Below are 14,499 nucleotides of genomic sequence, written 5' to 3' on the forward strand. Positions count from 1 at the left end.
AGGTGAAATAAGCAATGAATACAATGAATAAAACAAAGACCGTATCTCCATATTTTGCATTTATTTTATTGCATTCTCTCCAGGTTGGTATAGGAATTCTCGGATATCAACGTGTAATTTTGAAAAATGCAGGTTATGATGCTTGGATTTCTCTTATTATTGCAGGTATTGCAACTCATATTGTACTGTTTTGTATGTTAAAAATGCTTGAAAAAGACGGAGATTTAATTAGTATTCATACAACAACCTTTGGAAAATGGGTTGGCTCTATATTTTCTGTAATTTTCACTCTTTATTGCTTATTATTTTGCCTTACTGTTCTTCGTACATATATAGAAGTGATACAAGTTTGGATTTTCCCTACCATTAAGTTATGGAAACTTACGCTTATGTTTTTATTAGTCACTTACTACATTATAAAAGGTGGCTTCCGTTCTGTGACAGGGATATGTTTTTGGGGTATTGTTCTTCCTATGTTCGTTGTATTCTTTTTAGTCTATCCGATGAAGTATGCACATTTTCGTAATATTTTACCCATTTTTACACATTCACCTTTTGACATGCTTATATCTGCAAAACACTCTGCATTGGAATTTCTAGGGTTTGAAACAATTCTTATCTTTTATCCCTTTATTGAAAAAGGAAAATCTTTAAAAAGATGGGCCCATGCTGGAATTGCTTTTAGCACCTTAATTTATGTAGTTTTAGCTATCGTATCTTTTATGTATTACAGCGAGGGACAATTAAACCGTACTATTTGGCCTACTTTAACGATGTTAAAAATAATTAAAGTTCCTTTTATTCAGCGCTTTGAATATATTATTATTTTCGTTTGGTTTTTAATTATTTTACCAAACCTTTGCTTAACCATTTGGTCATCATGTCAAACGATGAAGCGTTCCTTTCATATTTCATTTAAATTTACATTACCGTTTTTTATTTTCATCATATTTTCAGCTTCTCTACTTTTCACAAACCGTGAAAGTATCAACACATTAAATACCGTACTATCTCAAGCGGGTTTATATATTGTATACGCTTATATCCCAATTTTATTTCTATTCCATTCGCTAAGATGTCGCTTCAAAAATCAGTCAAAAAAATCTTCAACCGATACACCGTAATCTCTGATACAATTTGATTAATACATTTGTAAAGGGGACAAGCGAATGAAAAAGTATGTATTTTCTTTACTTGCAGTACTAAGCTTAATTCTTGCTGGATGCGGAAGTACTGGTACAAATGACCAAAAATCTTCTGAATCAAAACAAGAAGAACATGACCACGCATCGCACACTCAGCAAGCTGACATTCAAGAGAAAACAAAAGGAGTCGACACACTTCCAACCTTCCTAGATAAGCTTGATCCACAAATGAAAGATATCTACACCGTCGCTGGACAAAATGCAGAGCTATTAGATTGGATTCCATGCTATTGTGGTTGCGGTGAAAGTGTAGGACATAAAAATAATAAAAACTGCTTTATTCGTGAAATTAAAAAGAATGGTGAAGTTGTTTGGGACTCCCATGCAACGACTTGCGTCAATTGCCTAGAAATTGCAGTTGAATCTGCTTCCATGAAACAAAAAGGAAAATCAACGCTTGAAATTCGTAACTATATCGATAATAAATACAAAGAAGGCTATGGCAAACCAACACCTACGCCAATGCCAAAAGCTTAAAAAACGAGGGAATTCCTCGTTTTTTCTTTTCATTCTCATTTTTTCTTAACAAATTCTTTCAAGTGTATTTCTCCTTACTTATCACACACTATATATAACTCTCGGTAAGGAGGGTACACAGTGCAAACATATAACGACTATGATAAAGCTCTCTATTACACGTATTGCTGTAATTGGGATAAATTACTCGTTCTCATGGTTCAAACGAACGATCAATTATTTTCTAAGCGTATTGAGCATTTTTTACACGCTTATCAATACAGCAAGGAACTGCCAGAAGTTGATAAACAATTGCAGCTCCTATTTCAATATATTGACCACGCATCCCAAAAGTCGCATGTAGAAGAAGTAGAACAAATTCAAATGTAAACTATAGCGCTATTCTCTTCCGGAGAATGGCGCTTTTTTTAAATTTTTATATCAATAAAAGTTTCTCCTCATAAAACTTTTATTGATAAACATATTTTTTCTTTCTTTTCCATACCACTTCATACTATAATTTAGTATGTAACTATTATAAGAGAGGTATAAAATATGGGACGAGAAAAAAAGCAAGAATATGCTTTACTTACCGCATGGGGAGCTTCTTTTATCGCTACACTGGGAAGTCTTTATTTTTCCGAAATCATGAAATTTGAGCCTTGTGTACTTTGTTGGTATCAACGTATTTTTATGTATCCATTCGTTTTATGGCTCGGTATCGCTGTAGCAAAAAAAGATTATCGCATCGCAAGTTATTCTTTACCAATTGCAAGTATTGGTGCTTGTATTTCTTTATATCACTATGCAATTCAAAAAGTCCCAGCGTTTTCAGCTGCTGGAGCAGCTTGCGGTCGTGTACCCTGCACCGGAGAATTTATAAACTGGTTTGGTTTTATTACAATCCCGTTTTTAGCACTTATCGGCTTTATTACAATCGCTGTTTGTAGCTTTATTGTCATCAAAAACAAATAAGGAGATGAAAGAATGAAAAAAATGCTTATATTTGGTGGTATTATTATCGCCTTGTTCGTAGCAATTTTCGCTGTCACACAAATGGAAGAAAAAAATGCTACTAGCCAAAAGATTGATAATCCTACTGAAAGTAAGACAAACGGTCCTGACTACTACACAAATAAAATCTCTCTTTCAGATCTTCAAAAGAACTTAAAAGAGAAAAAAGAAGAAACAGTATACTTTTATCAAACATCTTGCGTTCATTGCCAAAAATTATCTCCTGTCCTAGTGCCAATGGCTAAAGACTTAAACGTTGATATGAAAGTTATGGATATTGAAAAATTAGATGCTCCTTGGGATGAATATAAAATTCAAGGAACACCAACAATCATTCATTTTAAAGATGGCAAAGAAGTGAGCCGTATTAGCGGTGAACAGCCGAAAGATAAATTAAAAGAATGGCTTGAGCAAACGAAAAAGTAACTAGAAAAGGAAACTCCTTCTACACATGAAATGGGTGTAAAATCCCACACTAATGTATAAGGAGGGGGTTTTATGCCAGAAGTAAGATGTTCTGTTTCCAACTGTTCTTTTTGGGGACAAGGTAACTTTTGTCAAGCAAGTGCGATCATCGTTCAGCCTGATGCAGATGAAACTGGTCAAACTGAAAATGATTCATATACAGCTGCTGTTTTAACAAACGAGACGCTAGAAAGTTCTGTAGCAACGAGTGTAGAGACTTGTTGTCATACATTTAAGCCTAAATATTAACAATTATTCCACCTCATATACGTGAGGTGGTTTTTTCTTTCTCTCTTCTTGTTTACGTCATCTCTAATTCTCCCTATAATAAAGTTAACATTTTTATGAATACGAAGGTGAAATACTATGGCTAAAACAATTGCAGATATCGCCAAATTGGCTGGCGTTGCAAAAAGCACAGTCTCTCGTTACTTAAACGGCGGATATGTAAGTGATAAAACAAAACTTAAAATCGAAGGTATTATTCAGGAAACAAATTTCTCTCCCAATACATTTGCTCAAAGTTTAAAAGCAAAAACAACAAATTTAATTGGTGTCATCATCCCCCGATTAGACTCCTTCGCTACAATGAAAACACTTATCGGGATCGATAAAACATTACAGGAAAATAACTATCAAATGCTTGTAGCAAATGCAAATCAAACAACCGAAACTGAAATACAAGCAATTGAAAACTTTATAAAACAAAAGGTAGCTGGCATTATTTTATTAACAAAAACATTAACGAATGAACATCAAAAAATTATGGCTAATTCAAACATCCCTATTTTATTCGTCGGGCAAGAATATAAAGATCAATATTGCCTCGTTCACGATGATTATGATGCAGCTTATGAGTTAGGGGCATACGTTTTATCCCAAGGCCATCGACATATTGCCTATTTAGGGATAGAAAAAGATGATATTTCTGTTGGAATACATCGAAAAAATGGTTTTCAAAAAGCAATTGAAAATTTAGAACCGACTTGCAACGTTTCATATTACGAAACAACTTTCCGCATAGAAGATGCCATGAAACAAGTACAACATATTTTAGATAATAATCGCCCAACTCTTATCGTATGTGCTACAGATAACATCGCTCTTGGCGCAATGAAAGTCATTCACTCCCACTCCCTTTCTGTACCAGGTGATATTTCTGTAACAGGATTCGGTGGATATGATATTTCAGAAATGGTACACCCTAGTTTAACGACAATTGCGTTTGACTATGAGTATGCTGGAAAGCTTGCTGCCACTTCTCTTTCACAGCTTGTTGAAAACAAAACTATACCAAAAATATTACACTCTCGTTATACATTAAAAATCCAAGAAAGCGTTGACAAAATATAAAGGCGCTCTATAATAAAATTAAAACCGGTTCCACATTTTAAAAACAGGATTTTCAACATCATTTCCCTGTTTTTTATTTTAACTCATTACGGAACCGGTTCCATAAAAGAGAATTTATAGTAAGGGGGAATTTTTATGGATATGAAGCAAATTGCAACTCAAGTAATACAGAACATTGGTGGAAAGGAAAACATTGTTCGTGCCACACATTGCGCGACTCGCCTTCGTCTTATATTAAAGGATGATACGAAAATAAACTCTGCAGAAATCGAAAGCATCGATGGAGTAAAAGGTGCTTTCGCAACGACCGAGCAATATCAAATTATTTTTGGAACTGGCATAGTAAACAAAGTATATGATGAATTCTCAAAACTAATTGGAATAGCCGAACTAGATTCTACAACATCAAACGATATACCTAAGAAAAAAATGAACCCTATCGCCCGCCTAGCAAAGACACTATCTAATATTTTTGTTCCAATTATTCCAGCTATCGTCGCAAGCGGTTTACTTATGGGTCTACTCGGAATGTTGAAAGCGTTTAAATTAGTTCCTGGAGATCACTCACTTATCCAATTACTTGATATGTTCTCAAGTGCAGCTTTCATTATTTTACCTATTTTAATTGGAGTTAGTGCCGCTAAAGAATTTGGTGGTAACATTTTCTTAGGTGCAGTTGTTGGTGGTATATTAACTCACCCAAGCTTAACAAATCCTTGGACTCTTTCAAATGCAAAACCAACTGTTTTACATTTCTTTGGTATGGATATTGATATGATTGGCTATCAAGGTACTGTTTTACCTATTTTATTATGCGTATATGTTATGAGTACAATTGAAAAAGAACTTCGAAAACGTGTTCCGAACTCTTTAGATTTATTAGTTACACCATTCTTAACAATTATTATAACTGGCTTTTTATCACTTATTATTATCGGACCAATTGGATATAAAATCGGTGACGGCATTACGTACCTTTTAAATACAATCTATCAATTTGCAGGACCAGTAGCTGGACTTATATTCGGCGGATTGTATTCAACAATCGTTCTTACTGGCTTACACCATAGCTTCCACGCTATTGAAGCAGGCTTACTCGCAAATAAAGATATCGGTGTCAATTTCTTACTCCCTATTTGGTCAATGGCGAACGTTGCACAGGGCGGTGCTACTTTAGCTGTCTATTTCAAAACAAAAAACAAAAAAACGAAAGAAATTGCGATTCCGGCCGCAGCTTCAGCATTTTTAGGAATTACAGAACCAGCTATTTTTGGTGTCAATTTAAAACTTGGTAAACCATTTATTGCAGCAGCTATTGGCGGCGCAATTGGAGGCGCTTACGTTGTTTGGATGCAAGTGGCGGCTAATGCATACGGTTTAACAGGTATTCCGATGCTTACAATTGTTGCACCTCTTGGCATGATGAACATGATTCACTATATAATTGGTTTCGCTATTGCAGTTATCACTGCTTTTGTTGCCACATTCATTTTATATAAAGAAAGTAAATAATAACGGGGTGAAAACCTATGTCAAAATATAAAACAATACTGCAATCTAATAAAGACGAATTACATTCTTTATATGAAATTGCAAACCAAGATTCATGGAAACCAATTTATCATATCCACCCACCATTTGGATTAATGAATGATCCTAACGGTGTATCCTACTACAATGATGAATATCACGTTTTTTATCAGTGGTATCCATTTGGTCCCATTCATGGAATAAAGCATTGGGGGCATGTGAAGTCAAAAGACCTTATTAACTGGGAGCGTATGCCTGTAGCCATCATCCCTACTGAAAGCTATGAATCACACGGTGCATATTCTGGTAGTGCTATCGTAAAAGATGGCCTTCTTCATTTACTTTATACAGGGAATATAAAAAAGCCTAATGATTCCCGTGATGCAAAACAATGTATGGCAACAATGGATTCACAATATACGGTGACGAAATATAGTAATAATCCTGTTATTGATATAATTCCTGACGGATATACAAAACATGTACGTGATCCAAAAGTCTGGAAACATAATGATATGTACTATATGTTACTCGGTGCCCAACGTGAAAATAAAACAGGAACTCTATTACTATACAAATCACAAGACCTATACAATTGGCATTTCCAAGGTGAAATTACAACTAATTTAAAAGAATTCGGATTTATGTGGGAATGCCCCGATTACTTCCAATTATCAGGGAAAGATGTACTTCTCTTTTCACCGCAAGGAATTGAAAAAGACGGCGAAAACTTTCACAATATATACAATGTCGTTTATGCCATAGGCCATTTCGATATTAAAAATTTATATTTCCATGTTGATTCCTATTACGAAGCTGATAAAGGATTCGATTTTTATGCCCCTCAAACTTTAGAAGACTCTACTAGTCGTCGCCTATTGTTTGCTTGGGCAGGATCAAGTGAAATCACATATCCTTCTGATGATTATATGTGGGCTCATTGCCTAACACTTCCACGTGAATTAACATTAGAAGATAACATCTTAAAACAAAAACCAGTTTCAGAATTAACAAAACTACGAACAACAAAAAAAGAAATTTCAGGAGATATAACAGCTGGATTAAATGTATTATCAACGCTTGATGATAAAGGCTCCTATGAATTAATTGTTACACTTAAAACAGAAGATGCAAAGCGTTTTGGGCTTTCTCTCTTCCACAATGAGGAGGAATGTTTCCCCATTACATTTAATCGGGCACAAGGTACTATTTCTATAGACAGGGGCAACTTCTACCATCAATTTGGCGGAGAATATGGATTTGAACGCTGTAAAAAAATCGATATTCAAGATACGATAGAACTACAAATATTTGTAGATAAAAGCATCGTGGAAATTTTCTTATACGATGGTTCAACAGTCTTTACGTCCCGAGTTTTTCCTCGAAAAGACATGAAACATCATATCGCAATCTTTTCAGATGCAAAACTAAACTTTATCATCACACAATATAAGCTGAAAAGAGGGATTGTATGAGAAATGTCTTTTGTATAGGTGAACTATTAATTGATTTTGTGTGCCGAAATACTAACGTTTCTTTAGTAAACGGTTCAGATTTCGAAAAAAAAGCTGGTGGAGCACCCGCTAACGTTGCTGCTGCGATTACAAAATTAGGTGGACACGCTACATTTATGGGGCAAGTAGGAAATGACCCATTTGGTGAGTTTCTTGAACAAACTTTACAGCGTGCGCAAGTCGATACATCCATGCTCATAAAAGATAAACAAACAACACTTGCATTCGTATCCATCAATCAAGATGGGGAACGTGATTTTACTTTTATGCGTGGTGCAGATGGTGAATATCAATTCAATAGCATTGATTTATCAAAAATACAAACGAATGATTTAATACATTTCGGTTCAGCGACAGCTTTACTATCAAGCCCATTAAAAGAAACGTATTTTCAGTTGTTACAATATGCGAAAGATAACGGCCATTTTATTTCTTTTGATCCAAATTATCGAAGTGCACTCATTACAAATACAGAACAATTCTCTCAAGATTGTCTAACCTTTATAAAACATGCACACTTCGTAAAAGTAAGTCAAGAGGAAGCTACTATGCTCTCTAAAGAGAGTGATTTACAACAAGCTGCACTCAAATTATTAAATTATGGCGCAAAAGTAGTAGCTATTACACTTGGAAAAGACGGTACACTTCTTGCGACAAATGAAGGTCAAACCATTGTCTCTTCTATTTCCATTCAACAAGTCGATACAACTGGTGCTGGTGATGCTTTCGTTGGAGCAATGTTATATCAGATTGCCCAAAGTGAACATACACTTTCATATCATTTCAAAGACTTAACAGCGTTTATCTCCTTTGCAAATAAAGTAGGTGCTATCACATGTACAAATTACGGTGCAATTGCCTCTCTTCCATCATTAACAGATATAAAAGCATACGATTAATCGTATGCTTTTTTACATTCCCCTCCAAAAATCATGCATAATAAAAAAGTACAAAATAACGAGAACGGCCGTCCCGCATAAGGTAATGCGCCGATATATACTCTTCTCTCCTTCCCTCGCTTTCACAAACGCCCAAATAAATCCGAAGAACAATATTAAATCAACATATGGAACATAAAAAGAAAAGACGAGAAACGCATATAAATACACGATAAATAAACAGGTCGTTACTAAAAAAACTTTAAACGCAAATTCACTTTTCATAATATAACCGCCCCCTATCTGTACTGTATTATATTCAGCAAAATATAATAGTTGCAGTTAAACTCCAAGTATAAATAAGCTACCGTCTATAAAACGGTAGCCATTACGGAACATTGTATTCTCGTTTATATATATTACTTAAAATCGAAGAAGGAATTTGCTCGTAACGAATTTTCTCTCCTGTTTCATCTATAATATACAAATTGTTTCCTATATAATATATTCCATCTTTTCGTTTTGAGTACACTGGATATCTTTCATTTGGCAATACCGTTTTCACTTTTGTTAACTGTCCATTTGGTTCTTGCCAATATATATCCGCGCGGTCTACTAGCGTAAGTACTCCAATTTGTTCTTCTTCTATTTTCCGACTATTCCAGCTCACAACGCGATAACCAAGCTTATTCGCTTCATATTCGGGGCTCGTATGAAAACGAGAAATGATTACTTTTGTTTGTAATTGTACTCTGTCATATAACCATTGTATATCCCTGTCATGCATGCGAATACAACCATTTGATTCCCTACTTCCAATCGTCCATTCCCGATTTGTCCCGTGAATCGCATATTCATTCTTATCTAGTCCAAGCCACCTCGTACCGAGAGGATTATTCGGTGCACCCCCAGGTATTTTTTTTCGATGGTATTCTTTATTTTTAAATTTAGTTATAATACAAAAGTTACCTTCAGGCGTAGGTGTACGATCTCTTCCAGTCGTTACTGGAAATGTTTTTGTATAATTTCCATTCTCAAAAAAAGACAACTGATTTGTCGTAAGATTCACTAATATTAAATGATCTGTATTAGCAAAAGCACTAACCGGTAGGATGAAAAATAATAGTATGACGAAACATAACTTTTTCAGCTATATCCCCCCTAGCGCTCACTATAATAAGTGGAATTAACATTACTTTGCTCTTATAAATGAAAACTATCCATTTACAATAACGCCCCCATTTACATGTATCATTTGTCCAGTAACATAAGAAGAATCACCAGACGCTAAATATACGTATGCCGGCGCTAACTCATATGGTTGACCAGGCCTTTGCATTGGGACATTGCTCCCAAACTGAGAGACTTTCTTCTCATCAAAGCTCGATGGAATAAGCGGTGTCCAAATCGGTCCTGGTGCAACACCATTTACCCGAATCCCTTTTTGCACTAACGATTGAGAAAGTGATCTTGTAAAAGCTACGATTGCTCCTTTCGTCGCGGAATAATCAATTAACGTTTCATTTCCTTCATATGCAACGATAGATGCCGTATTTATAATGACATCCCCTTTCTTCAAATGAGAAAGGGCTGCTTTCGCAACGTGAAAATAAGAAAAAATATTAATACGAAAAGTCTTTTCTAGCTGTTCTGCTGTAATATACTCTAGTCCTTGCTGCGGATATTGCTGCGCGACATTATTTACTAAAACCTGTAAACTACCTAGCTGCTGGACGGTCTCTTGAACAACATCTTTACAATGCTGTTCATCACTTAAATCACCCGGCAACAATACACACTTTACACCTTCTTTCTCAACATATTGCTTCGTCTCATTAGCATCTTCTTCCTCATCTAAATAAGCAATCGCAACATTTGCTCCTTCTTTTGCAAAAGCGATGGAAACTGCTCGTCCAATTCCGCTATCTCCCCCTGTAATTAATACATTCTTTCCTTTTAACTTTTCGCTACCTTTATAATTGGGATCTTCAAACTGTGGTAGAGGATTCATTAATGATTCAATACCAGGCTGCTTATTTTGATGTTGCGCAGGCATTGTTATAAAGTTTTTTTGCTGTGGCATAGCTGCTTTCAACTCCTTTTCCTTAGCATGTGCACAATAAAAAGCTGAAATTCACACATCGGTTTACGATTAATATTCGAATTTAAGACACAAAATATGAATTGTTATAAACTTTTTATGCAAAACTATTGCAAAATAGATAAAAAACGAATATTATATATAACTGTTGTGAAAATTATTCGTAAACAGAAAGGATGTTTATATGTTTAACCTTTCAAAACATAAAACTTCTATTAAAACTGAAATTATGGCAGGTATTATTACCTTCTTAACAATGGCATATATCATTGTCGTAAACCCTGTTATCCTTGGAGATGCAGGTGTTCCATTTGAACAAGCATTTACAGCAACAATTATTGCTGCTGTTGTCGGAACATTATTTATGGCAATCTTTACAAACTTACCAATCGCAATCGCGCCAGGTATGGGATTAAATGCTTACTTCTCTTACTCTGTTGTAAAAGCGCATGAAGGCATGACTTTCGCAATTGCATTCTCTGCTGTATTCGTAGCAGGTATGATTTTAATTTTGCTATCATTTACATCTTTCCGTACAAAATTAATGGAAGCAATTCCTGAAAACTTAAAACATGCAATTACTGCTGGTATCGGGTTATTTATCGCCTTTATCGGTTTACGATTAACTGGTATCGTTACAAAAAATGATGCAAACTTAGTTGGACTTGGTGATCTTCACTCTGCTCCAGTTCTACTAGCATTAGCTGGACTTGGAATTACTATTATCCTTATGTCTTTAAATGTAAATGGCGCACTATTTATCGGTATGCTATTAACTGGTATTATCGCTTTCCTCACAGGACAATTAACATTCTCAAACGGTGTTACATCAATGCCTGGATTACCAGAAGGAATTATCGTTTCAAATCCAATTACTGCTGTATCTGACGTAATTAACTATGGATTATACGGCGTTGTATTTTCATTCTTCCTTGTTACATTATTTGATACAACAGGTACATTACTTGGGGTAGCTCAACAAGGTGGATTTATGAAAGACGGAAAACTCCCAAAAGCTGGACGAGCTCTTCTATCTGACTCATTCTCAGCAACTATTGGTTCTATGTTCGGAACGACACCATCAACAGCTTACATTGAATCATCTGCTGGTGTTGCAGCTGGTGGTCGTACTGGTTTAACAACTGTTACAGTAGCTGTTCTATTCGCACTAGCAGCATTCTTCGGACCATTAGTAAGTGCTGTCTCTGGTGTATCAGCTATTACTGCTCCATCATTAATTATCGTTGGTAGTCTTATGATGGGTTCAGTTCGCCACATCGATTGGGACGCATTTGATGAAGCATTCCCAGCATTTTTAGTAATCTTAAGCATGCCTCTTACATCAAGTATCGCAACAGGTATCGCACTTGGATTTATTTCATATCCACTTATGAAAGTGGCAAAAGGTAAATTCCGTGCTGTTCACCCACTTGTATATGTATTTGGAATTTTGTTTGCTTATCAATTGATATTCTTACCACATTAAAAAAGTAGAGCATCGAAATCCGATGCTCTACTTTTCTTTTACAACAATCATTCAAAATATGAAGAAGGTTATAACCTTTTAATACTTCTCTTCTACCTTTAATTCTTTACTATACTTTTGAATGAAAACTGATGAAATAACCATTACTATGCCCACACTAAAACCAATAAGTTGATCTATTAACATTTCATCATGAATAAACCAGCGAAGTAAAAATACGCTACCAAAAATAAACATCATAATAAACCCAATATGCCTAAGTCCTTTATAGACATTTTCCATATGTATCACCTCTTCACATAACATTATCCATATTATACCATACAACCATCAAGTAACCGTATCGTCCTCTGACAATATGCAGCTACCTTTTGATCATGTGTAACAACTAGCACTGTTTTTCCTTCTTTATTAATCTCTTGTAAAATACTCATAATTTTCTCCCCATTTTCTTGATCAAGAGCACCAGTCGGTTCATCAGCAAGTATAATTTTTGTATCTTGTGCTAAAGCCCTTGCTATTGCTGTTCTTTGCTGTTCTCCTCCTGATAACTCGTAAGGATATTTGTTAATATGCCTCTCAAGCCCTACCATTTTCAGCATTTTTTTTGATATTTGCATACGTTTCTTATGAGAAATTCTTCTATATATAAGCGGAAGCATTACATTGTCAACAACTGTATAATCATCTAATATAGTAGGTTACCGCTTAGAGTTGGATAGAATGCACTTGTTGAGGTTGATGTTGCTAATAATACTAAAGTCGTAATTGAAAAAACTTTTCCTTTCATTAACAATCACCTCATAAATTTAATAGTTTAGTAGCGCTACATCATCATAATATCCTTCAAATAAATTCTCCTCAACAAGAAACCCCGGTGTTTTACAAACTCTTTAAACACTTAAACATTCATACATTTTTAAAAAGTAACGTATAAGTAGCAATATAAAAAAGCTGCGGAGAAACTCTTCTCCGCAGCCTAATACTTATTTTTGCAAGAACGCCTTTAAATCTGCAAACTGTCTCTTTGCATCTTCATAGCCTTGCTCGTATAAATTTTGTAGTTTTGCTGTATCTTTTTCCATACGATCTACTTGAAGCGGCACTTCTGGGCGAATAACAAATAAATTGCCAGCTTGTTCTTCTTTTTCAATATAGTGAAGTGTTTCATTATACACTTCATAACGATTCAGCATCGTGTTAACAAGGTTCGGATATTTTTTATAAGCTTTCGCTGCAACCCATCCAAACCTTGATTTTTTCTTCGCGTAGCCATGATTTCTCGTTAAAATAACGACTGATTTTTTAAATCCATCCTCTTGCGCTTTACGAACTGGAATTGGATCAGAAATCCCGCCATCTAACAGTTGTTTACCGCGGTAATTTACTACCGGTGCAATGAAAGGCAATGAACTAGACGCTTGTAATAAATTTAGCGCATCATCATTCGTTCCTTCTTTTTCAAAATAAACAGATTGCCCTGTTTCACAATCCGTCGTTCCTACAAGGAAACGTTCCGGGCTATTAAAGTATGTTTCAAAATCAAACGGCACATACTTTTCTGGAATTTCATGAAAAATGAAATCCATATCAAATAGCTGACGTTTTCTCCATAAGTTTTTATACGATAAATATTTCGGATGTGATGCATAATCAATATTGACCGTTTTATTTCTATTTCTTTGTCTGGAAAGATACGACGCTGCATGACAAGCACCAGCTGATACACCGATTACATATGGAAAATATAAATCTTGTTCCATAAAGTATTCTAATATCCCGCCCGTGTACACACCACGCATACCGCCGCCTTCTAATACTAACCCCGTATTTTCAAGCATGTTACTCTCTCCTCTATATATATTGACTCTTTAATTATTCACCATGTTAAGTATCTTTTTCTATTATATATGAGTTCTTTCAGAAATTATATTTAAAAGACTTGAGAAGAAGGAGTTTTTTCTTCCAATTATATTTCCAAATGATTGGAGACATCCTTTATAAACCTTTGAATAAAGTCTTGCTCTTCTTTCGTATATCCATCTAAAAGTAACAACCACTTTTCTTCAGCTTGCTTATGCAATTTTTCATGAGCTTTATATATTTCATTCCCACTTTCCGTTAAGCGGAAGAAGATTTCTTTTTGATTATCTAACATTTGCATCTTCTCAACGAATTGCTTTTGAAACAACTTTGTACAAATTTTAGAGATTGCTCCCTTCGTCATGCCCATTTCTGTCGTAATTGCCGTTACATTCATCAAACCATTTTTTCCGATACATTCGATTACATGTAACTCAGATAAAGACATACTACTTACACCTGTCTCACGAAGAAACTTCTCGTTTTGTCGTTTTAAATGTTCTTCTTTTTTATGCAAAAGTGTACGAATGTCCGACAGTATTTCCATTTGCTTCGTTGCATGCTTCAATCCGTTCGCCTCCTAAGTTTCCGAAGAAACAATTTAACTATATACCATTTTAAAATTATTTTTTCA

At 35.1% G+C, this 14,499-nt stretch carries 17 protein-coding genes and 1 pseudogene; 11 read left to right on the plus strand and 7 right to left on the minus strand.

The features are described from left to right. Positions 1-14: 14 nt before the first annotated feature. From AU379_RS23320 to AU379_RS23365, 10 genes are all read left to right on the plus strand, one after another. Positions 15-1,124 (plus strand): GerAB/ArcD/ProY family transporter, encoded by a 1,110-nt coding sequence (locus AU379_RS23320; RefSeq protein ID WP_001095044.1) that lies wholly within the window; start codon positions 15-17, stop codon positions 1,122-1,124. A gap of 45 nt (positions 1,125-1,169) precedes the next feature. Continuing rightward, positions 1,170-1,682 carry a PCYCGC domain-containing protein gene (locus AU379_RS23325; RefSeq protein ID WP_000761029.1) on the plus strand — a complete coding sequence of 171 codons (513 nt, stop codon included), beginning with the start codon at positions 1,170-1,172 and terminating at the stop codon, positions 1,680-1,682. A 120-nt stretch (positions 1,683-1,802) separates the two neighbouring features. After that, a complete protein-coding gene (locus AU379_RS23330; RefSeq protein ID WP_001195459.1) occupies positions 1,803-2,051 on the plus strand; it encodes a YhdB family protein in 249 nt (82 codons plus the stop codon). A gap of 165 nt (positions 2,052-2,216) precedes the next feature. Continuing rightward, a complete protein-coding gene (locus AU379_RS23335) occupies positions 2,217-2,636 on the plus strand; it encodes a disulfide oxidoreductase (protein WP_000532264.1) in 420 nt (139 codons plus the stop codon). Between the two features lie 12 nt (positions 2,637-2,648). Beyond that, the gene (locus AU379_RS23340; protein WP_000738450.1) at positions 2,649-3,101 is read left to right on the plus strand and encodes a thioredoxin family protein; all 453 of its coding nucleotides are present in this window, start codon (positions 2,649-2,651) and stop codon (positions 3,099-3,101) included. Positions 3,102-3,173: 72 nt separating this feature from the next. Next, positions 3,174-3,389, plus strand: a complete 216-nt coding sequence (locus AU379_RS23345) for a DUF1540 domain-containing protein (protein ID WP_001115481.1) — start codon at positions 3,174-3,176, stop codon at positions 3,387-3,389. 117 nt (positions 3,390-3,506) lie between these two features. Next, entirely contained in the window at positions 3,507-4,493 is a 987-nt protein-coding gene (locus AU379_RS23350; protein WP_001140396.1) for a LacI family DNA-binding transcriptional regulator, read from the plus strand. A gap of 135 nt (positions 4,494-4,628) precedes the next feature. Then, positions 4,629-6,005 (plus strand): sucrose-specific PTS transporter subunit IIBC, encoded by a 1,377-nt coding sequence (locus AU379_RS23355; RefSeq protein WP_000367323.1) that lies wholly within the window; start codon positions 4,629-4,631, stop codon positions 6,003-6,005. Between the two features lie 17 nt (positions 6,006-6,022). Beyond that, positions 6,023-7,498 carry a beta-fructofuranosidase gene (gene scrB / locus AU379_RS23360; RefSeq protein ID WP_000049734.1) on the plus strand — a complete coding sequence of 492 codons (1,476 nt, stop codon included), beginning with the start codon at positions 6,023-6,025 and terminating at the stop codon, positions 7,496-7,498. Beyond that, positions 7,495-8,436: a carbohydrate kinase gene (locus tag AU379_RS23365; RefSeq protein WP_001246644.1), complete on the plus strand. Its 942-nt coding sequence runs from the start codon at positions 7,495-7,497 to the stop codon at positions 8,434-8,436. Before scrB ends, AU379_RS23365 begins: the two co-directional genes overlap by 4 nt. 12 nt (positions 8,437-8,448) lie before the next feature. Here AU379_RS23365 and AU379_RS23370 read toward each other — a convergent pair whose 3' ends face one another. From AU379_RS23370 to AU379_RS23380, 3 genes are all read right to left on the minus strand, one after another. Then, positions 8,449-8,700 (minus strand): hypothetical protein, encoded by a 252-nt coding sequence (locus AU379_RS23370; RefSeq protein ID WP_000834195.1) that lies wholly within the window; start codon positions 8,698-8,700, stop codon positions 8,449-8,451. 103 nt (positions 8,701-8,803) lie between these two features. Beyond that, positions 8,804-9,565: a L,D-transpeptidase gene (locus AU379_RS23375; RefSeq protein WP_044584150.1), complete on the minus strand. Its 762-nt coding sequence runs from the start codon at positions 9,563-9,565 to the stop codon at positions 8,804-8,806. A gap of 66 nt (positions 9,566-9,631) precedes the next feature. Then, positions 9,632-10,498, minus strand: a complete 867-nt coding sequence (locus tag AU379_RS23380; RefSeq protein WP_001136259.1) for an SDR family oxidoreductase — start codon at positions 10,496-10,498, stop codon at positions 9,632-9,634. A gap of 202 nt (positions 10,499-10,700) precedes the next feature. Between AU379_RS23380 and AU379_RS23385 the strand changes: the two genes are divergently transcribed. Then, positions 10,701-12,002: an NCS2 family permease gene (locus tag AU379_RS23385; protein WP_000482712.1), complete on the plus strand. Its 1,302-nt coding sequence runs from the start codon at positions 10,701-10,703 to the stop codon at positions 12,000-12,002. 78 nt (positions 12,003-12,080) lie between these two features. On the opposite strand, the gene AU379_RS23390 is transcribed toward AU379_RS23385, so the two are convergent. The 4 genes and pseudogenes from AU379_RS23390 to AU379_RS23405 form a co-directional block, all read right to left on the minus strand. Next, the gene (locus tag AU379_RS23390) at positions 12,081-12,284 is read right to left on the minus strand and encodes a hypothetical protein (protein ID WP_000432804.1); all 204 of its coding nucleotides are present in this window, start codon (positions 12,282-12,284) and stop codon (positions 12,081-12,083) included. Between the two features lie 32 nt (positions 12,285-12,316). After that, positions 12,317-12,700, minus strand: a pseudogene (locus AU379_RS23395) (ATP-binding cassette domain-containing protein); the annotation flags it as partial. Positions 12,701-12,988: 288 nt separating this feature from the next. Next, positions 12,989-13,843, minus strand: a complete 855-nt coding sequence (locus tag AU379_RS23400) for a patatin-like phospholipase family protein (RefSeq protein ID WP_000892691.1) — start codon at positions 13,841-13,843, stop codon at positions 12,989-12,991. A 128-nt stretch (positions 13,844-13,971) separates the two neighbouring features. After that, positions 13,972-14,433, minus strand: a complete 462-nt coding sequence (locus tag AU379_RS23405) for a MarR family transcriptional regulator (protein WP_000679679.1) — start codon at positions 14,431-14,433, stop codon at positions 13,972-13,974. Positions 14,434-14,499: the final 66 nt, after the last annotated feature.

It is taken from the genome of Bacillus sp. JH7, from assembly GCF_001563515.1.
In the GTDB taxonomy this organism is placed as follows: domain Bacteria; phylum Bacillota; class Bacilli; order Bacillales; family Bacillaceae_G; genus Bacillus_A; species Bacillus_A cereus.